Genomic DNA, 19,855 nt, shown 5'->3' with positions numbered 1-19,855 from the left:
GGCGTCGTTACAGGTACTGCCCCGTGTTGGCGACGGTGTCGATGGAGCGGCCGGACTCCGCGCCCTGCTTGCCGGTGACCAGGGTGCGGATGAAGACGATCCGCTCGCCCTTCTTGCCCGAGATCCGGGCCCAGTCGTCCGGGTTGGTGGTGTTGGGCAGGTCCTCGTTCTCCTTGAACTCGTCCACGCAGGCGGCGAGCAGGTGGGAGACGCGCAGGCCGCGCTGGCCGTGGTCGAGGAAGTCCTTGATGGCCATCTTCTTGGCGCGGTCGACGATGTTCTGGATCATGGCGCCGGAGTTGAAGTCCTTGAAGTACAGGACCTCCTTGTCACCGTTGGCGTAGGTGACCTCCAGGAAGCGGTTGTCCTCGGTCTCCGAGTACATCCGCTCGACCACCGCCTGGATCATCCCGGCGACGGTGGAGACCACCGAGCCCTCGTGCTCCTTGACGTCGTCCGGGTGGAAGGGCAGCGAGTCCTTGAGGTACTTGGAGAAGATGTCCTTCGCCGCCTCGGCGTCCGGCCGCTCGATCTTGATCTTGACGTCCAGGCGGCCGGGCCGCAGGATCGCCGGGTCGATCATGTCCTCGCGGTTGGAGGCACCGATGACGATGACGTTCTCCAGGCCCTCCACGCCGTCGATCTCGGCGAGCAGCTGCGGGACGATGGTGTTCTCCACGTCCGAGCTGACACCGGACCCACGGGTGCGGAAGAGCGACTCCATCTCGTCGAAGAAGACGATGACGGGCGTGCCCTCGCTGGCCTTCTCCCGGGCACGCTGGAAGACCAGGCGGATCTGCCGCTCGGTCTCGCCGACGTACTTGTTGAGGAGCTCCGGGCCCTTGATGTTGAGGAAGTAGCTCTTGCCCTGCGGCCGGCCGGTCACCTCGGCGACCTTCTTGGCCAGCGAGTTCGCGACCGCCTTGGCGATGAGCGTCTTGCCGCAGCCGGGAGGGCCGTAGAGCAGGACGCCCTTGGGCGGACGGAGCTCGTACTCCTTGAAGAGGTCGGCGTGCAGGTACGGCAGCTCGACCGCGTCGCGGATCTGCTCGATCTGGCCCGCGAGGCCGCCGATCTGCCGGTAGTCGATGTCCGGGACCTCTTCGAGGACCAGTTCCTCGACCTCGGACTTGGGGACGACCTCGTAGACGTATCCGGAGCGGGGCTCCAGAAGGAGGGCGTCGCCGGAGCGCAGGGTGAGGTCGCGCAGCGGCTCGGCGAGCCGGACCACCCGCTCCTCGTCGGTGTGGCCGATCACCAGGGCGCGTTCGCCGTCCTCCAGGACCTCCTTGAGGGTGACGATGTCGCCGATGCTCTCGAAGGCCATCGCGTCCACGATGTTGAGCGCCTCGTTGAGCATGACCTCCTGGCCGCGGCGCAGCTCCTCCAGCTCGATGCTCGGGCTGACGTTGACGCGCAGCTTGCGGCCGCCCGTGAAGATGTCCGCGGTGCCGTCCTCGTTGGCGCTGAGGAAGGTGCCGAATCCGGCGGGGGGCTGGGCGAGGCGGTCCACCTCTTCCTTGAGGGCCACGATCTGGTCGCGGGCCTCACGGAGCGTGGCGGCGAGCCGCTCGTTCTGGGCGGAAACACCGGCCATGTTGGTCTGGAGCTCGACGATGCGCTCCTCGAGGATTCTCGAGTGGCGCGGCGAGTCGGCGAGCTTCCGACGCAGGGCGGCGATCTCCTGCTCGAGGTACGAGACCTGCGCGGCCTCGTCGGAACCACGAGCGGGCCGGCCGGCGCTGCGGTTGTAGTCGTCATCGTGGGCTGCCACGGTCCTCACCTCCTCCTGGGGGAGCTGGACGACCCAAACCTACCTGGAGCCAGGGGTCTGTAAACCCCTAGATCAGAAAGATGGATCGGGCGTGTCCGATCTTCGCCCTTGCGTTGCTTCCCCTCTGGTAGTGGATGTGCCCACCGCTCAACGGTTCAAAGCAGGGCAGGGGTAAGGTCGGCACTGCAGGAGGAGTGGAAATGCCACGCGAAGCGGGGCATTCCGGTACAGAAACGGCAGGGGACATGTCCGCGACCGGCGAAGAGCTCGAAGTCTGGATCGATCAGGACCTGTGCACGGGCGACGGCATCTGCGTCCAGTACGCACCGGAGGTCTTCGAGCTCGACATCGACGGCCTCGCCTACGTCAAGGGCGACGACGACGAGTTGCGCCAGCAGCCCGGCCAGACCGCGCCGGTGCCCCTGACGCTCCTTCAGGACGTCGTCGACTCCGCGAAGGAGTGCCCGGGCGACTGCATCCACGTGCGCCGGGTGGCCGACCGCGTCGAGGTCTACGGCCCCGACGCGGACTGACCGCCCGCAGGCCCAGCAGGTCCGCCGGGGTCAGACCTGACCGGCCGGCGCGGCGCTCTCGGCCCGCACCCAGTGGCCCGCGTTCCGCTTCCAGGCGATCGCGAGGGAGCGGTCCGGGCAGCACCGCGGCACGTCGGGCGAGGAGTAGCCCCGGGCGCGGGCGCGGATCTCGCCGTCGCTGCGCACGGTGAGGGCGGTGACGGTCAGGTTGTCGGCGGCCGGATCCAGCAGGGTGCCGGCGACCTCCGGGCGGCCGTCGGGGCCGGCGGTGAGCACGAAGACGCCGTCGGGCGGGGTGCCGTTGTCCGCGGCGCAGTGCGCGGCGACCACGGTGCTGGGCGAACCGTCACCGAGATCGGCGCTCACCTTCAGCACGACGGTCACCGGGAACGGCCCGCAGTCAAGGGGAAGTTCGGCCTTCGCCGGATCGGGGGCCGCCGCGGGCGGCGCGGCCTTCGCCGTCGGGCGGGCCGCGGCGGGCGTGCCCTCGGCCGGGGAGGCCGCCAGTGCGCCGGCGACGACCGCGGCGCAGCCCGCCGCCACCAGGGCCCAGTGTCCTATCCCGCTCCGGGCGTGACCGGGTGCCGTACCGGCACCGTCCGCCGTCCGGGGGTTCTCCGCCTCGACCGCTGCTTCCACCAGGCAGTCCTCTCCACCACGAGGGTGCCCCGGCGGGCACGGCGGCTGTTGTGAGCGAGCATCGTCCCACACCGTCCGGGACGTCCCGGCACCGGCCCCGACAGCCCGTCACGGGCATGCGGCGGGGGGCGGCGCAGCCGGTCGGGGACCGGTTGCGCCGCCCCCCGGAGGACGGGCCGTCACGGCGTCAGGGCAGCTCGACGCCGTCCGTGGCGGCGTTCTCGCGGGTGGCCCGGCGGACGGCGGCCCGCTCGGCCAGCGAGGGCTCGGGGCTGCCGTTGTCGTAGTCCTCGCCGTAGGCGCCCTTGGCGGGGCGGCGGCGGCGCAGCGGGGGCTCGACGCCGTCGGCGAGGCGGCGGGCGGTGAGGAGGAAGCCGGTGTGGCCGATCATCCGGTGGTCCGGGCGGACGGCCAGCCCCTCCAGGTGCCAGGTGCGGACCATGGTCTCCCAGGCCTGCGGCTCGGTGAAGGTGCCGTGCTCGCGCAGCGCCTCGACGGTCTTCGACATCTGCGTGGTCGTGGCGACGTAGCAGCAGATGAGGCCGCCGGGGACGAGCGCCTTGGAGGCGACGTCCAGGCACTCCCAGGGGGCGAGCATGTCGAGGATGACGCGGTCGACGTCGTTCTCGACGAGGTTGTCCTGCAGGTCGCCGATGGTGAGCTTCCAGGCCGGGTGGGGGCCGCCGAAGTACCGCTCGACGTTGTTCCTGGCGATCTCGGCGAAGTCCTCGCGGCGCTCGTACGAGGCGAGCATGCCGGTGTCCCCGACGGCGCGCAGCAGGTACGTGGAGAGCGCGCCGGAGCCGACGCCGGCCTCGACGACGCGCGCGCCCGCGAAGATGTCGGCCATCGCCAGGATCTGACCCGCGTCCTTGGGGTAGATCACCGCCGCGCCGCGGGGCATGGAGAGGACGTAGTCGGGGAGCAGGGGGCGCAGCGCGAGGTACGGGACGTTGCCCGTCGTGCGTACGACCGTGCCCTCGGGGGCGCCGATCAGCTCGTCGTGCGGGAACGCACCCTTGTGGGTGTGGAACTGGTTCCCGGCCTGGAGCGTGAACGTGTAGTGGCGGCCCTTGGGGTCGGTCAGCTGTACCTGGTCCCCGACCTGGAAGGGCCCGCGTCGGCGGGTGGCACCGGTCGGTTCGGACATGCGGCCAATCCTAAGGGAACGGCGGCACTCCCCCGACCAGCCGCCCGGCCCGGGCCCGGGAGCCGTACGGCAGATCGTTTCGGCGGGCCGCGGCGGCGGGGCGGTTCAGCGGCCGCCGAGCGCGCGGGCCAGGCGGCGTTCGAGGTCGGCGAGGGCGAGCACGCCGTACGGGCTGCCGTCCGGGCGGACGACCAGGTACTCGGCGGCCGGGGTGCGGCGGAGCGCGGCGAGGAGGTCCTCGCCGGTGAGTGCGAGGTCGAGGTGCAGGCCGGGTTCGAGGTCGCGGGCGACGGCGCCGACGGCGACCCAGGGACGGCGGCGCTCGGGCACCTTCGTGACGGCGGCCTCGGTGACCAGGGCGGCGGGGTCGCCGCGGCCGTCGACGACGACGATCGCGCCGGCCCGGGCCTCGTGGGCGCGGCGCAGCGCCTCGCCGAGCGGGGTGTCGGCGGTGACGTCGACGGAGCGGCGGGCGAGTTCGCGCAGGTCGAGCCCGGGCAGGACCTCGCGCAGGCGGGCGTTGCGGACGGCACCGGTGGCGCCGTTCCAGATGATGATCGCGAGGATGGCCGCGAGCACGCCGTCGACGAGGCTGTCGCCGGTGGACTGCTCCGGGGTCTGGGCGGCGCTGACGAGCGGCAGGCCGACGAGCACGGCGAGGGCCAGTCCGCGGCCGACCCAGGCGGCGGCGACGGTGCCGGCCATCGGGCGGCCGGTGACGCCCCACACGACGGCGCGCAGCATGCGGCCGCCGTCCAGCGGGAGGCCGGGCAGCAGGTTGAAGGCGGCGACGACGAGGTTGCTCACCATGAGGCCGGCGAGGAGCACGCCGGGCACGGTGTCGAGCTCGACGGCGTTCGTCGCGAGGTAGAACACGCCGCCGAGGACGAGCGAGAGCAGCGGCCCGACGAAGGCCAGCCAGAACTCCCGGGCCGGGGTCTCGGCCTCCTTCTCGATCTCGGAGACGCCGCCGAAGAACTGCAGCTGGATGCTGCGGACGCCGAGCCGGTAGCGCAGGGCGATCACCGTGTGCGCCAGCTCGTGGACGAGCACGGAGGCGTAGAAGGCGACGGCGAAGGAGAAGGAGACGAGGTAGCGGGTGCCGCCGAGGCCGGGCAGCACCTCGGTGAGGCGTCCGCCGAAGATCCAGGTGATCAGGGCGGCGATGACGAACCAGGACGGCGTGACGTACACCGGGACGCCGAAGGGGCGGCCCATCAGGATCCCGCCGCGCGGCTGCGGGTCGCCGGCCCGGCCGGCCGGCGGTTTCTCGGAGGTCCGCTGCCCCCTGGTGTCGCTCACCGCGTCCCCTTCGCTCTCGTCCCCGTCGTACCGGCCCGCGCCGTGGCGCCCACGCTACGTGATCTCCGTCCGGATCCCGCGCGCGCCCCTCGGAGGGCGCCGCTCGTAGGGGGTCATACCCCGGTCGGGGCCCGCGCAGCGGTCGCGGTGTCAGTGGGCCGACAGCGGGATGTGAGCGGAGGGCAATAGGGTCGGGGCATGCACCAGACGGACACCGGCCCGACGGCCCGGCCGGCGGCCCCGCCGACGGGCCTCTCGCCCTCGCGCGCCGGCGACTTCATGACCTGCCCCCTGCTGTACCGGCTGCGGGTGATCGACCGCCTGCCCGAACCGCCGAGCCCGGCCGCGACCCGCGGCACGGTGGTGCACGCCGTGCTGGAGCGGCTGTTCGACCACCCGCCGGCCGAGCGGACCGCCGGCCTGGCGCGCTCGCTGCTGCGCCCCCAGTGGGAGCGGCTGCTGGGCGAGCGGCCGGAGCTCGCGGAGCTCTTCCCCGACGACCCGGACGGCACCGCCCTCGCGGGCTGGCTGGGCGACGCGGAGAAGCTGGTGGACCGCTGGTTCCGCCTGGAGGACCCGACCCGCCTGCACCCCGCCGAGCGCGAGCTGTACGTGGAGACGTCGCTGGGGTCCGGGCTCCTGCTGCGCGGCTACATCGACCGCGTCGACGTCGCCCCGAGCGGCGAGGTGCGGCTGGTCGACTACAAGACCGGGCGGGCGCCCTCGCGGGACTTCGAGGGCAAGGCGATGTTCCAGATGAAGTTCTACGCCCTGGTGGTGTGGCGCTGGAAGGGCGTGATCCCCAGGCGCCTGCAGCTGGTCTACCTCGGCGGGGGCGGCGACGTGGTCACGTACGACCCGGACGAGACCGACCTGCTGGCGGTGGAGCGCAAGCTGCACGCGCTGTGGGAGACCATCTCGCGGGCGGTGGAGACCGGGGAGTTCCCCGCCACCCGCAACCGGCTCTGCGACTGGTGCGACCACCAGGCCCGCTGCCCGGAGTTCGGAGGCACTCCCCCGCCGTACCCGCTGCCGCTGCCCGCGGCGCGACGGCCCGACGACGATCCCCCGGGGGATCCCATGGTGAGCGAGGAGTCGTAGGTGACGATCAGGGTGCTGCTGGTGGACGACCAGCCGCTGCTCCGCACCGGTTTCCGGATGATCCTGGAGGCCGAGCCCGACCTGGTGGTGGTCGGCGAGGCCGGGGACGGCCAGCAGGCGCTGGAGCAGGTGCGGGCGCTCCAGCCGGACGTGGTGCTGATGGACATCCGGATGCCGCGGATGGACGGCGTGGAGGCGACCCGGCGGATCTCCGGGCCCGGCCGCGACGGCCCGGCGAAGGTGCTGGTGCTGACGACCTTCGACCTCGACGAGTACGTGGTGGAGGCGCTGCGGGCCGGGGCCAGCGGCTTCCTGCTGAAGGACGTGCCGGCCGAGGAGCTCGTGCAGGCGATCCGGGTGGTCGCGGACGGCGCGGCGATGCTGGCGCCGTCGGTGACGCGCCGCCTGCTCGACATGTACGCCACCCGGCTGCCGTCCGGCGAGGAGGCGCCGCCGCAGGCGCTGGGCGCGCTGACCGAGCGCGAGGTGGAGGTGCTGCGGCTGGTCGCCCGGGGGCTGTCGAACGCGGAGATCGCCGCCGAGCTGTTCGTCAGCGAGACGACGGTGAAGACCCACGTCGGCCACGTGCTGACGAAGCTGCGCCTGCGTGACCGGGTGCAGGCCGCGGTGTACGCGTACGAGTCCGGCCTGGTGCGCCCCGGCGCGCTCTGACGGCGCGCCCCGGACGGCCGACGGCCCGCCTCCTCCTGCGCGGAGGGGCGGGCCGTCGGCGTACGGCGGGTCAGCCGATGCTCTCGGTGCGGCCGATCAGCCAGAGGCGGAAGACGCCGGTGGTGTCGACGGTCGCGTCGACGCCGGTGATGTCGTTGCGCGAGGCGTAGAACGACTTGGCCTGGAACAGCGGGATGACCGGGGCGGCCTCCGCGACGATGTTCTGGATCTGGCCGTAGGCGCCGCCCGCGGTGCGGTCGGTCAGCTTGATGCTGGCGGGCACGAGCCTGCCGCTGATGCGCTCGTCGTCCCAGCCGTTGTGGAAGGCGCCGCCGTCGACCACGATCGGGCTGACGAAGTCGTCGGGGTCGGCGTAGTCGGGGGTCCAGCCGACGGTGTAGCCCTGGTAGATCCCGGCCTTCCAGCCGGCCTGGTACTTCTTCCAGTCCGGCTCCTGCTTCACGGTGATCTGGAAGAGGCCGCCGGCCTCCAGGTCCTTCTTGAACTGGTCCATCTCGGCGACGCCGGCGCGGGCGCGCGACCAGGTGAGGGTCAGCTTGACCGGGGTCTGGACCTTGGCCGCGGAGAGGATCTTCCTGGCCTTCTCGGTGCTGGGGTCGCCGTAGCGGTCGAAGAAGGCCGTGTTGTGGCCGGTGATGCCGGCGGGCACGAGCGAGTACAGCGGCTGGACGGTGCCCGCGTAGACCGTGTGGGCGAGTGCCTTGCGGTCGAGGAGCTGGGCGGCGGCCTGGCGCACGGCGGGGTTGCCGGCGACCGGGTCCTTGGTGTTGAGGACGAGGAAGCGGGTCTCGGCGCTCTCGCCCTCGGCGACCTTGAGGTCGCCCTTGCCGGCGATCTGGTCGTCCTTGATCTTGGCCGCGGCGGCGGGCTCCATGCTGTTGTCCGCGAGGTCGACGTCGCCCTGTTCGAGGGCGGACTTGAGCTCGTCCGGGGTGTTGAAGTAGCGCAGCGCGAACGAGCCGCTCTGCGGCTTGTTCTCGCCCCGGTACTCGCTGTTCGCGGAGAGGGCGACCTTCGCGGGCGCCTCGCCGTCGCTCATCGTGTCGATCGAGTCGATCTTGTACGGGCCGGAGCCGACCAGCTTGTCGTTGGCGAGCAGGCCGTCCGCCGGGAAGACCTGGTGGTCGACGATGGATCCGGCCGCCGAGGCGAGCTTCGCCGGGAGCACCGCGTCCGGGGCGTTCAGGTGGAAGACCACCTTGCCGCCGTCCTCGGACCGGACCGACTTGATCGTCGAGAGCAGCGAGGCCGGGCCGCTCGGGTCGTTGATCTTCAGCATGCGCTGCACGGAGAAGACGACGTCCTCGGCGGTCAGCGCGTGGCCGTTGGAGAACTTCAGGCCGCTGCGCACGGTGCACTCGTACGTCGTGGCGTCGCCCCCGGTGAACCCGCAGGACTGCGCGGCGTCCGGCTGCGGCACGGTCGCACCGGGCGGGAAGCTCAGCAGCGACTGGAAGGTGTTGTTCAGCACCAGCCAGGAACCCGCGTCGTAGGCGCCGGCCGGGTCGAGCACGCTGGTCACGTTGGTGGTGCCCATGGTGATCACCGACGGCGAGTCCTTGCCGGTGACGGCCTTGGTCGCGGAGGCGCAGCCGGAGGCGGCGGTGGCCACGACGACGGCACAGCCCAGTACGGCCAGGCGGTTGGCGGATGACATGCGGGTTTGATTCCTTCTCCGTGCGGCCGGGCTTGTGGGGAGGCGCCGGGAGGAACCGTCACGTGGGTGCGTCCGGGGTGGGGGGCGCGGTCGGTGACGGTCCGTTCGACCCCGTTGTCGGGGACTGACCGGATGTAGCGTGCCATATCGAACACGCGCTGCCACCGCCCGAACGGGCGGCCGTTATGGCCGCCGTCGACCGCCGAGTCCCGCAACCCGACGATCTGTCACGTGATGTCCGTTTTCTCCGGCGCACCCTGTACGCACCGTTGCCGGGAGGCAGCGGCGCGAAAGCACGGTACGCCCGGAAGGAGACCGATCTCACACCCGGGCGGCGACCGCCGAGAGGAGGAGCTCCAGGTCGACGAGTTCCAGCGACGGCACCACCAGGCGCCCCGGCGCGGGCTCGATCGCGGCGACCGAGGGCACCGCGATGACCGGGCAGCCGGCCGCCTCCGCGGCGCGCACCCCGGTCGGCGCGTCCTCGATCACCACGCACCGCGACGGGTCGGCGCCGAGCCGGGCCGCGGCCTCCAGGTACGGGTCCGGGTACGGCTTGGTGCGCGGCACCTCGTCGCCGGCCACCGAGAAGGCGAAGTGGTGGGCGCCGAGGCTGCCGAGCACGATGTCGATGATGTGCCGGTGCGAGGCGGACACCAGGGCGGCGGGCACGCCGTGCGCGTCCAGCGTGTTGAGCAGCCGTTCGGCGCCGGGCATCAGCGGCACGCCGCCGGCCAGCAGGTCGACGAAGCGCCGGTTGATCAGCACGGTGAGCTCGGCCGGGGAGAGCGTCACGGCGGTGCGCGACAGCAGGTAGTCGATCACCCGGGTCATCGGGCCGCCGACCACGTGGGCGCGGTCGGCCTCGTCCAGCACGTGTCCGAGCTCCGCGAAGAGCGAGGCCTCGGCCTGCCACCAGAAGTCCTCGGTGTCGACCAGCGTGCCGTCCATGTCGAACAGGACGGCCTGCAGGCCGCCGCCGGTGCCGTCGAGGTTTTCGGTGGGGGTCGAGATGGTCGTCATGGAAGATCCCTTCGCCTGGGTGGGTGCACGCCGGGGCGCGCCCGGACGGATCCGGGGATGGCACAGGCCGGCCCGCTGGTGAGCGGACCGGCCCGTTCAGGATCATTCAGGATACGCCCGGCGACCGTTTCCGCGCAGAACGGAGCGCATCCGTGGCGTTACCTCGCGTTGAAGTACTTCGCCTCGGGGTGGTGGATGACGATCGCGTCGGTGGACTGCTCCGGGTGCAGCTGGAACTCCTCGGAGAGCACCACGCCGATCCGCTCCGGCTTCAGCAGGTCGGCGATCTTGGCGCGGTCCTCCAGCTCCGGGCAGGCGCCGTAGCCCAGCGAGAAGCGGGCGCCGCGGTACTTCAGGGCGAACATGTCGCGGACGTCCTGCGGGTCCTCGTCGCCGAAGCCCAGTTCGAAGCGGACCCGGGCGTGCCAGAACTCGGCGAGCGCCTCGGCGAGCTGCACCGACAGGCCGTGCAGCTCCAGGTAGTCGCGGTAGGCGTTGCCGGCGAACAGCTCGTTGGCCGCCTCCGAGACCCGGTTGCCCATGGTGACGACCTGCAGCCCCAGCACGTCGCGCAGGCCGGAGTCCTCCGGGCGGAAGAAGTCCGCCAGGCAGAGGCGGCGGCCGCGGCGCTGCCGGGGGAAGGTGAAGCGGGTCCGCTCGGAGCCGTCCTCGTGGAAGACGATCAGGTCGTCGCCCTTGGAGTTGGCCGGGTAGTAGCCGTAGATCACGGCGGGCTCCAGCCAGCCCTCGGTCTGCAGGCGGTCCAGCCACATGCGCAGCCGCGGCCGGCCCTCGGTCTCCACCAGCTCCTCGTACGAGGGGCCGTCGCCGTTGCGGGCGGCCTTCAGGCCCCACTGGCCCTTGAAGAGCGCGTCCTCGTCGAGCCAGGAGGCGTAGTCGGCGAACGGGATGCCCTTGACGATCCGGTCGCCCCAGAACGGCGGCGAGGGCACCCGGTTGTCGACGGCCACGTCGGAGCGGACCTGGCCGAGGTTGACCTCCTCCGGCTCCTCCACCTGCACCCGGGCGTGGCGGCGCTGGCGCAGCTCCGGCAGGGCCGCGCCGGGCACGCCGCGCTTCACGGCGACCAGGGCGTCCATCAGCCGCAGGCCCTCGAAGGCGTCCCGGGCGTAGCGGACCTCGCCCTGGTAGACCTCGTGGAGGTCCTGCTCGACGTAGGCGCGGGTGAGCGCGGCGCCGCCGAGGATCACCGGGTAGTCGGCGGCCAGGCCGCGCTGGTTCAGCTCCTCCAGGTTCTCCTTCATGATCACCGTGGACTTGACCAGCAGGCCCGACATGCCGATGACGTCGGCCTTGTGCTCCTGCGCGGCGTCGAGGATCGCCGAGACCGGCTGCTTGATGCCGAGGTTGACGACGGTGTAGCCGTTGTTGGAGAGGATGATGTCGACGAGGTTCTTGCCGATGTCGTGGACGTCGCCCTTGACGGTGGCGAGCACGATCGTGCCCTTGCCCTCGTCGTCGGACTTCTCCATGTGCGGCTCCAGGTGCGCCACCGCGGTCTTCATGACCTCGGCGGACTGCAGCACGAACGGCAGCTGCATCTGGCCCGAGCCGAACAGCTCGCCGACCACCTTCATGCCCGCCAGCAGCGTGCCGTTGACGATCTCCAGCGCGGGGCGCCCGGCCAGCGCCTCGTCGAGGTCGGCCTCCAGCCCGTTGCGCTCGCCGTCGACGATCCGGCGCTGCAGGCGCTCGTCGAGCGGGAGGGCCGCGAGCTCCTCCGCCTTCGAGGCGGCGGTGGAGGCCATCGAGACGCCCTCGAAGAGCTGCAGCAGCCTCTGCAGCGGGTCGTAGGCGGGCTCGTCGCCGACCGCCTCGCGGCGGCGGTCGTAGACGAGGTCGAGCGCGACGTCGCGCTGCTCCTCCGGGATGCGCGCGATCGGGAGGATCTTGGAGGCGTGCACGATGGCCGAGTCCAGGCCCGCCTCGACGCACTCGTGCAGGAAGACCGAGTTGATCACGACGCGGGCGGCCGGGCTGAGGCCGAAGGAGATGTTGGACAGGCCCAGCGTGGTCTGGACGTCCGGGTGACGCCGCTTCAGCTCGCGGATCGCCTCGATCGTCTCGATGCCGTCGCGGCGGGACTCCTCCTGACCGGTGCCCAGGGTGAAGGCCAGGCAGTCGACCAGGATCGAGCCCTCGTCGATGCCGTACTCGGTGGTGAGCTGCGCGATGAGGCGCTCGGCGATCGCGACCTTCGTCTCCGCGGTGCGGGCCTGGCCCTCCTCGTCGATGGTCAGCGCGATCAGGCCGGCGCCGTGCTCCCGGGCCAGCGAGGCGATCCGGCCGAAGCGGGTGTCCGGGCCGTCGCCGTCCTCGTAGTTGACGGAGTTGAGCACCGCACGGCCGCCGAGCGCCTCCAGGCCGGCCAGCAGCACCTGCGGCTCGGTGGAGTCGAGCACGATCGGCAGGGTCGAGGCGGTCGCCAGCCGGGCGGCGATCTCCTTCATGTCGGCGACGCCGTCCCGGCCGACGTAGTCGACGCACAGGTCGAGCAGGTGCGAGCCGTCGCGGATCTGGTCGCGGGCGATCTCGACGCAGGCCTGCCAGTCCTCGGCCAGCATGGCATCGCGGAACTTCTTCGAGCCGTTGGCGTTGGTGCGCTCGCCGATCGCCAGGTAGGAGAGGTCCTGCCGGAACGGCACCGACTGGTAGAGCGAGGCGGCGGCCGCCTCCGGGTGCGGGTCGCGCGGCGTGACCGGGCGGCCCTGGACCCGCTCGACGACCTGGCGCAGGTGCTCGGGGGTGGTGCCGCAGCAGCCGCCGACCAGTGACAGGCCGTACTCGCGGGTGAAGGAGTCGTGGGCGTCCGCGAGCTCCTGCGGGCTCAGCGGGTAGTGCGCGCCGTCCTTGCCGAGCACCGGCAGGCCCGCGTTCGGCATGCAGGACAGGCCGATCCGGGCGTTCTTCGCCAGGTAGCGCAGGTGCTCGCTCATCTCGGCGGGGCCGGTCGCGCAGTTGAGGCCGATGTAGTCGACACCCAGCGGCTCCAGCGCGGTCAGCGCCGCGCCGATCTCCGAGCCGAGCAGCATGGTGCCGGTGGTCTCCACGGTCACCTGCACCAGCACCGGCAGGTCGAGCCCGGCCGCGGCCAGCGCCCGCTTGGAGCCGAGGATCGCGGCCTTGGTCTGCAGGAGGTCCTGGCTGGTCTCCACCAGCAGTGCGTCCGCGCCGCCCGCGATCAGGCCGGCCGCGTTCCGCTCGAAGCCGTCGCGCAGCAGCTCGTACGGGGCGTGGCCGAGCGTCGGCAGCTTGGTGCCGGGACCGATCGAGCCGAGCACCCAGCGGATGCGGCCGTCGTCGTGGGCGTCGGCGGCCTCGCGGGCGATCCGGGCGCCGGCCTCGGAGAGCTCGAAGACGCGCTCCGGGATGTCGTACTCGCCGAGCGCCGAGTGGTTCGCGCCGAAGGTGTTGGTCTCCACGCAGTCCACGCCGACGCCGAAGTACGCCTCGTGCACCGAGCGCACGATGTCGGGGCGGGTGACGTTGAGGATCTCGTTGCAGCCCTCCAGCTGCTGGAAGTCCTCCATGGTCGGGTCCTGTGCCTGCAGCATGGTGCCCATCGCGCCGTCCGCCACCACGACCCGGGTGGCGAGGGCTTCGCGCAGGGCGTTCGCACGCGCCTGCTGGGCGGAGACTGCGGCGGACGGGGGGACGGCGGTGGCCATGGGGCAACTCCCTGGGTGCGACGGCTGTCGGCTATGCGTCCCCTCCGTGAACGGGGATGCACGCCGCCAGCGTATCCGGACACCTGCCCGCAGACGGAACCCGTTTCGCATCCTGGGCGTCCTCACCACACGAACGGACCGGACGGAAGGGGTGTCGTGCGTCGGAGAACCGGGACGGAACCGGGCAGGTTGCGGGCACGGTGGCGCGGGTGGACGCGGCGGCGGAGGGTGGTGGTCTGCGTCTGCCTGGCCTGGGGCCTGTTACTCCTTCCGGTGGCCGCGGCGGCGGCCGCGCTGCGCCTGCAGTACGCGGGCGAACCGTCCGCCGAGGCCAGGACGCGCGGCCGGGACGCCCTCTGGATGGGCCACGCCTGGGTCGACGGCCGCCGGACCGGGGCCGACCTGACCGCGCTCGCCGCACGGCTGGCCGGCACCGGCATCCACGACCTCTACGTGCACACCGGGCCGCTGGAGCACGACGGCTCGCTGCGCGCCGACCGCTCCCCGCGGGCCGCGCAGCTCGTGCAGGACGTGCACCGGCTGCTGCCCGGCGTCCGGGTGCAGGCCTGGCTCGGCGACGTCGTCGCCCCGGAGAAGGACGGCCTGCACCTCGACCGCGCCGACGTGCGCGACCGCGTCACGGCCTCCGCCCGGCAGGTGCTCGACCAGGGCTTCGACGGGGTGCACTTCGACATGGAACCCGTGCACTCCGGCTCCGCGGGCTTCCTCGCACTGCTCGACGGGGTGCACGCGGTGACCGCCGCCCGGCAGGTGCCGTTCTCGGTGGCCGCCCCGCAGATCGACCCGCTGCCGGGCCTGCACCGGGTCGGCCTCGCGCTCACCCACCACGGCAAGTGGTGGTCGCAGGCGTACTTCGGGCAGGTCGCCCGGCGGGTCGACCAGGTCGCGGTGATGTCGTACGACACCTCGATGCAGCTGGAGTCGCTCTACGGCGGGTACGTCGCCCAGCAGACCGCGCTCGCCCTGGAGGCCACCCCCGCGGACGTCGACCTGCTGATGGGACTGCCCGCGTACTGGGAGGACGACTACAGTCACCGCGGCTCGGCGGAGACGGTGACGGCGGCCGTCCGGGGCGCCCGGCTGGCGCTCGGCCGCAGCGACCGGCAGAACTTCGGGCTCGCCCTGTACGTCGACTTCACCGCGACACCCGCCGACTGGGAGGCCTACCGGAGCGGCTGGTGCGCGGGCGGCGCCGCGGCGGCACGCCGGTGAGCGCGCCGCCGTTCCCCGGCACCGACCTGACGACGCGGCGGCTGGTCCTCGGCCGGCCCGGCCCGGCGGACGTCGACGCGATGCTGCGCGTGCACAGCGACCCGCGGGCCTGCGCCCACAACCCCTCCGACGTCCTCGCGGACCGGGCCGAGGCCGAGGAGATCTACCGGCGCTGGGACGCCGGGTGGCGCACGCACGGCTACGGGTACCGGGTGGTGCGCCGCCACGGCGAGCCGGAGGTGCTGGGCTTCTGCGGGATCAAGCCGACGGTGCTGAGCGGACTGCGGGCGCTGAACCTCTTCTACCGGCTCGACCCGGCGCACTGGGGCCTGGGGATCGCGGGCGAGGCCGCGCGGGCGGTCGTCGCCTGGTCGCTGCGGGAGCTGCCCGGGCTGCCGCTGGTCGCGCGGATCAGGCCCGCCAACACCGCGTCGCAGCGCGTCGCCCTGCGGGCGGGGCTCGTCCGCGCCGACCACCTGGACGAGATCGGCTCGGACGGCCTCGACTGGATCTGGGCCGCCAACCTGGGCTGACCGGCCGGGCCTGCGAACGGCCGCCCGGTCGCGGGGTCACGCCTCGTGCGGGTCCGCGGGGCCGGGCGGGGCGTCGAGCGGCGCCCGGTGCAGGGCGATCAGCAGGCGCCACGTGCGGGCGGCGAGCGTCTCCGCGTCGGTGTCGATCAGGCCGTGCAGCCAGTCGGCGAAGAGGCCGGTGAAGGCCGCCGCGACCGCGGAGGCCACGGTGTCGGCGTGCGGGGCGCCGGCCCGTTCGCGTTCGGCGCGGCTGCGGGCCCGCAGGCGCTCGTGCAGCAGGTCGCCGAGCGGGCCGCCGCCGCCCGGGGCGAGCAGCGCCCGGTGGAGCGCGGCACGGTCGGCGCTGTCCGTCAGGAACGCACCGAGCGCGGGCGGCGGGGCGGCCGGGTCCACGGGCCCCCGCCAGGCGTGGAGGGCGTCCACCGCGCGGTCGGCCACCTCCCCGCAGGCGTCGACGGCGAGCGCCCGCAGGTCCACGTAGTGGAGGTAGAAGGTGGCCCGGCCGAGCCCGGCGCGGCGGACCACGGCGGAGACGCTGACCTCGGCGAGCGGCCGCTCCGCGCACTCGGCGAGGAGTGCCGCCCGCAGGGCGTCCCGGGTGCGCTCGGCGCGCGGATCGCTCATCCGGCGGCCAGTACGGCGGCGAGGGCGACCGCCCCGGGCAGCGCCTGCGCGACCAGGATGCGGCGGTTGGCCGTGGCGGCGCCGTAGACGCCGGCGACGACGACGCAGCAGAGGAAGAAGACCTGCGCGTCGTGGCCGACCGGGTCCGCGGCGACGAGGCCCCAGACCAGGCCGGCCGCGAGGAACCCGTTGTAGAGGCCCTGGTTGGCGGCGAGCGGCGCGGTCGTGCGCGCGAGCCCGGCGTCGAAGCCGGAGAGCTTCCGGCCGGGGGAGCGCTCCCAGAGGAACATCTCCAGCACCAGGATGTACGCGTGCAGGGCCGCCACCAGACCCACCAGGACGCTCGCCGCCGTCTGCATGACCACTCCTACTTTCTGGACACCTGTCCAGGCATCATAGACGAGTGTCCAGGATCTCGAACCACACGGCCGTGTCGGCGGGCAGCGTCCCGTCCTCCGCCAGCGGACCGCTCGCCAGCAGCGGCGCGGCACCCCCGGGCAGCGCCACCGGCTCCGCACCGAGGTTGACCAGGCAGCCGAAGCCGTCGGCACGCCGGAACGACAGCACCTCCGGGTCGGCCGGCAGCCAGCCGAACTCCCCGCCGATCCGCTCCCGGCGGATGCGCAGCGCCTCCCGGTAGAGCTCCAGCATCGAGTCGGGGTCGCCGGTCTGCGCCGCCACCGTGAGCGCGGCCCAGTCCTCGGGCTGCGGCAGCCACGGCTCGACGCCCTCCGGCGCGAAGCCGTACGGCGCCGCATCGCCGGACCACGGGATCGGCACCCGGCAGCCGTCACGGCCCGGGTCGGTGCCGCCGGAGCGGAAGTGCATCGGGTCCTGCAGGGTGCTCAGCGGCAGGTCCTCGACCTCCGGCAGGCCGAGCTCCTCGCCCTGGTACATGTACAGCGACCCCGGCAGGGCCAGCGACAGCAGCGCCGCGGCGCGGGCGCGGCGGACGCCGAGCGCGCGGTCGGTCGGCGTGCCGAACGCCTTGGCGGAGAACTGGAACCGGGTGTCCGCGCGGCCGTACCGGGTCACCGTGCGGGTCACGTCGTGGTTGCACAGCACCCAGGTGGCGGGGGCACCGACCGGGGCGTGCGCGGCGAGCGTGCCGTCGATGGAGGCGCGCAGTTCGGCGGCGGCCCAGGGGCGGGCCAGGAAGTCGAAGTTGAACGCGGTGTGCAGCTCGTCCGGGCGCAGGTAGCGGGCGAACCGCTCGGTGTCCGGCACCCAGATCTCGCCGATCAGCACGCGCGGCTGCTCGTACGAGTCGGCGATGGCGCGCCAGGACCGGTAGATGTCGTGCAGGTCGTCACGGTCGACGAACGGGTGGGTGTCCACGCCGAGTTCGAAGCTGGGCAGGCCCGGCTCCTTGGTCAGCAGGCCGGCCGAGTCGATCCGGACGCCGGCCGCGCCGCGGTCGAACCAGAAGCGGAGGATCTCCTCGTGCTCCTGGCGGACCAGCGGGTGCGCCCAGTTGAGGTCGGGCTGCTCGGTGGCGAAGAGGTGGAGGTACCACTGCCCGTCCGCGATGCGCGTCCAGGGGCAGCCGCCGAACTCCGACTTCCAGTTGTTGGGCGGGAGTTCGCCGTTCTCGCCGCGCCCCTCGGCGAAGTGGAACAGCTCGCGCTCGGGGCTGCCGACCGGCGCCGCCAGTGCAGCACGGAACCACGGGTGCTCGCTCGACACGTGGTTCGGCACGATGTCGACGACGGTGCGGATGCCGAGGTCGAGCGCCTCGGCGATCAGCTTCTCGGCCTCCTCCAGCGTGCCGAAGACCGGGTCGATCGAACGGTAGTCGGCCACGTCGTAGCCGCCGTCCTTGAGCGGGGACGGGTACCAGGGGTTGAACCACACGGCGTCGAAACCGAGTTCGGCGAGGTACGGGAGCCGGGCGCGGATGCCCGCCAGGTCTCCGGTGCCGTCGCCGTTGCCGTCGGCGAAACTCCGCGGGTAGACCTGGTAGATCGCCGCGTCTCGCCACCAGTCCGGGCGGTCGGGCTGCAGTACCACGGTGGGTAGTCCTTTCGCGAAATGACCGGGCGTCAGCCCTTGAGCCCGCCAGAAGTCAGGCCGGCCATGATGTTGCGCTGGAAGATCAGGAAGAACACGACCGTCGGCACCGAGGCGATCGCCAGGGCGGCGATCACGACGTTCTGCGGGACACCGATGGAGAGCGAGTTGATGCCGATGTTGAGCGGCTGGTTCTTCGGGTCCGGCTGCACGAGCAGCGGCCACAGGAAGTCCTTCCAGACGTTCACCACGGCGAAGATCGAGACCACGCCGAGGATCGGCCGGGACATCGGCAGCACGATCGACCACAGCGCGCGCAGCGGCGACGCGCCGTCGATCGCGGCCGCGGCCATCAGCTCCTCCGGGATGGAGTCGAAGAAGCGCTTCAGCAGGAAGATGTTGAAGGCGTTGGCCACGGTCGGCAGCCAGATCGCCCACGGGGTGTTGATCAGGTTGACGTGCACCAGCGGCAGGTCGAGCACCGTCAGGTACTGCGGCACGACCAGCACCGCGGACGGGATCATCAGCGTGGCCAGCATCATGCCGAGGATGACGTTGCCCAGCACCGGCCGCAGCTTCGACAGCGAGTACGCCGCGGCGACGTCGAAGACCAGTTGGAAGGCCAGCGCCCCGAACGCGTAGTACAGCGTGTTGAAGAGCAGCCGACCCATGTTGAGCTTGGACCACGCCTCACTGTACGTGTCGGTGTGGATCTGCTTCGGGAAGAAGGTCGGCGGGTTCTGGATGACCTCCTGGGTGGACTTGAGTCCACCGGTGACCAGCCAGTACAGCGGGCCGAGGAAGACCAGCGTGAAGCCGATGACCACCAGGACGAGGACGGTCCAGTAGATCGCCCGGCCCAGCGGGCGGTTCAGCTGCGTCTCGGAGATCAGGGTACGGGTCGAGGTGTCTGCCATGGCGGGGCTCCCGTCCTAGTCGGTGGTGCGGCTCAGGCGCACGTACAGCGCGGAGAAGCCGGCGAGTACGAGCAGCATGACCAGGCCGAGCGCCGAGGCGCTGCCGTAGTTGTTGAAGCTGAAGGCGTACTGGTAGATGAGGTTGACGACGGTCAGCGTCGAGTTCTGCGGGCCGTTGCCGCCGGTCAGCAGGTAGGGCTCGACGAAGACCTGCATGGTCGCGACGACCTGGAGCAGCAGGAGCAGCGACAGGATCAGCCGGGTCTGCGGGATGGTGACGTGCCAGATCCGGCGCAGCAGGCCGGCCCCGTCGAGCTCCGCGGCCTCGTACAGCTCGCCGGGGATGCCCTGCAGCGCGGCGAGGTAGATCAGGGTCGCGCCGCCCATGTTCATCCAGGTCGCCGCGATGACCACGGAGAGCATCGCGGTGTCCGGCGAGTTGAGCCAGGCCGAGGTCGGCAGGTGCAGCGACTTCAGGATCGCGTTGAAGAGGCCGTAGCCGGGGTCGTAGAAGTACTTGAAGAGCAGCACCGAGGCGACCGGCGGGAGCATCACCGGCAGGTACACCAGGATGCGCAGGTACGACTTGGCGTGCCGGAGCTCGTTCAGCAGCACGGCCACCACGAAGGGGACGGCGAAGCCGAGGACGAGCGCCAGCAGGGTGAAGAGCAGGGTGTTGCGCCAGGCGTGCCAGAAGTCCGGGTCCTGGAAGATGCGGTCCAGGTTCTCCATGCCGACCCACGTGGTCTTGCCGCGCTTGGTCTTCTGGAAGCTCATGATGACTTCGCGGACCATCGGGTACCACGAGAAGTAGGCGAAGCAGAGCAGCGCCCCGATGAGGAAGCCGTGGCCGGTGAGATTCCGGCGGAGGCGCTGACGGAAGGCGGCGCGGCCCGCGGGCGCGGTGTCCGGTGCCGCTGGCTCGGTCTTCCGCCGTGCGGAGACGCTGATCGCTGCCATGGGAAGTACTCCTGGTC

The 19,855-nt window shown here is 72.1% G+C and carries 17 protein-coding genes; 5 read left to right on the top strand and 12 right to left on the bottom strand.

Translation table 11 applies throughout. The features are described 5' to 3' along the window. Positions 1-7: 7 nt before the first annotated feature. Positions 8-1,774, bottom strand: coding sequence for a proteasome ATPase (gene arc, locus SNE206_RS00750; RefSeq protein ID WP_407911337.1), 1,767 nt, complete (start codon positions 1,772-1,774; stop codon positions 8-10). Positions 1,775-2,019: 245 nt separating this feature from the next. Between arc and SNE206_RS00745 the strand changes: the two genes are divergently transcribed. After that, on the top strand, positions 2,020-2,307 hold the full coding sequence (locus SNE206_RS00745) for a ferredoxin (protein WP_405010514.1): 288 nt from the start codon (positions 2,020-2,022) through the stop codon (positions 2,305-2,307). A gap of 30 nt (positions 2,308-2,337) precedes the next feature. Here SNE206_RS00745 and SNE206_RS00740 read toward each other — a convergent pair whose 3' ends face one another. From SNE206_RS00740 to SNE206_RS00730, 3 genes are all read right to left on the bottom strand, one after another. Then, complete coding sequence (locus SNE206_RS00740) at positions 2,338-2,946, bottom strand: hypothetical protein (protein ID WP_407911336.1); 609 nt, start codon at positions 2,944-2,946, stop codon at positions 2,338-2,340. A gap of 187 nt (positions 2,947-3,133) precedes the next feature. Then, positions 3,134-4,096 carry a tRNA (adenine-N1)-methyltransferase gene (locus SNE206_RS00735; protein WP_407911335.1) on the bottom strand — a complete coding sequence of 321 codons (963 nt, stop codon included), beginning with the start codon at positions 4,094-4,096 and terminating at the stop codon, positions 3,134-3,136. A gap of 105 nt (positions 4,097-4,201) precedes the next feature. Continuing rightward, the gene (locus SNE206_RS00730) at positions 4,202-5,398 is read right to left on the bottom strand and encodes a site-2 protease family protein (RefSeq protein WP_407911334.1); all 1,197 of its coding nucleotides are present in this window, start codon (positions 5,396-5,398) and stop codon (positions 4,202-4,204) included. A 198-nt stretch (positions 5,399-5,596) separates the two neighbouring features. Between SNE206_RS00730 and SNE206_RS00725 the strand changes: the two genes are divergently transcribed. After that, entirely contained in the window at positions 5,597-6,499 is a 903-nt protein-coding gene (locus tag SNE206_RS00725) for a RecB family exonuclease (protein ID WP_407911333.1), read from the top strand. Then, positions 6,500-7,171 (top strand): response regulator, encoded by a 672-nt coding sequence (locus SNE206_RS00720; RefSeq protein WP_405010519.1) that lies wholly within the window; start codon positions 6,500-6,502, stop codon positions 7,169-7,171. 70 nt (positions 7,172-7,241) lie between these two features. On the opposite strand, the gene SNE206_RS00715 is transcribed toward SNE206_RS00720, so the two are convergent. The 3 genes from SNE206_RS00715 to metH form a co-directional block, all read right to left on the bottom strand. After that, a complete protein-coding gene (locus SNE206_RS00715) occupies positions 7,242-8,849 on the bottom strand; it encodes an ABC transporter substrate-binding protein (protein ID WP_407911332.1) in 1,608 nt (535 codons plus the stop codon). Between the two features lie 321 nt (positions 8,850-9,170). Beyond that, entirely contained in the window at positions 9,171-9,872 is a 702-nt protein-coding gene (locus SNE206_RS00710) for an HAD family hydrolase (RefSeq protein ID WP_407911331.1), read from the bottom strand. Positions 9,873-10,030: 158 nt separating this feature from the next. Further along, positions 10,031-13,561: a methionine synthase gene (gene metH / locus SNE206_RS00705; RefSeq protein WP_407911330.1), complete on the bottom strand. Its 3,531-nt coding sequence runs from the start codon at positions 13,559-13,561 to the stop codon at positions 10,031-10,033. 33 nt (positions 13,562-13,594) lie between these two features. On the opposite strand from metH, the gene SNE206_RS00700 reads away from it, so the two are divergent. Beyond that, positions 13,595-14,794 carry a hypothetical protein gene (locus SNE206_RS00700; protein WP_407911329.1) on the top strand — a complete coding sequence of 400 codons (1,200 nt, stop codon included), beginning with the start codon at positions 13,595-13,597 and terminating at the stop codon, positions 14,792-14,794. Next, positions 14,791-15,327, top strand: a complete 537-nt coding sequence (locus SNE206_RS00695) for a GNAT family N-acetyltransferase (RefSeq protein WP_407911328.1) — start codon at positions 14,791-14,793, stop codon at positions 15,325-15,327. The genes SNE206_RS00700 and SNE206_RS00695 overlap by 4 nt, the downstream gene beginning before the upstream one ends. A gap of 36 nt (positions 15,328-15,363) precedes the next feature. Here the strand turns inward: SNE206_RS00695 and SNE206_RS00690 are convergent, their stop codons facing one another. From SNE206_RS00690 to SNE206_RS00670, 5 genes are read right to left on the bottom strand one after another with little or no spacing between them, the layout of a single operon-like run. Beyond that, on the bottom strand, positions 15,364-15,951 hold the full coding sequence (locus tag SNE206_RS00690) for a TetR/AcrR family transcriptional regulator (protein WP_407911327.1): 588 nt from the start codon (positions 15,949-15,951) through the stop codon (positions 15,364-15,366). Beyond that, positions 15,948-16,310 carry a DUF1304 domain-containing protein gene (locus SNE206_RS00685; RefSeq protein ID WP_405010525.1) on the bottom strand — a complete coding sequence of 121 codons (363 nt, stop codon included), beginning with the start codon at positions 16,308-16,310 and terminating at the stop codon, positions 15,948-15,950. The genes SNE206_RS00690 and SNE206_RS00685 overlap by 4 nt, the downstream gene beginning before the upstream one ends. 34 nt (positions 16,311-16,344) lie before the next feature. Next, positions 16,345-17,961 (bottom strand): glycoside hydrolase family 13 protein, encoded by a 1,617-nt coding sequence (locus SNE206_RS00680; RefSeq protein ID WP_407911326.1) that lies wholly within the window; start codon positions 17,959-17,961, stop codon positions 16,345-16,347. Positions 17,962-17,993: 32 nt separating this feature from the next. Then, a complete protein-coding gene (locus tag SNE206_RS00675; protein ID WP_407911325.1) occupies positions 17,994-18,878 on the bottom strand; it encodes a carbohydrate ABC transporter permease in 885 nt (294 codons plus the stop codon). Positions 18,879-18,893: 15 nt separating this feature from the next. Further along, positions 18,894-19,838: a carbohydrate ABC transporter permease gene (locus SNE206_RS00670; RefSeq protein ID WP_407911324.1), complete on the bottom strand. Its 945-nt coding sequence runs from the start codon at positions 19,836-19,838 to the stop codon at positions 18,894-18,896. Positions 19,839-19,855: the final 17 nt, after the last annotated feature.

Source organism: Kitasatospora sp. NE20-6 (assembly GCF_045862635.1).
Note: the sequence above shows the minus strand (reverse complement) of the source record. Positions and strands in the feature narration are given on the sequence as shown.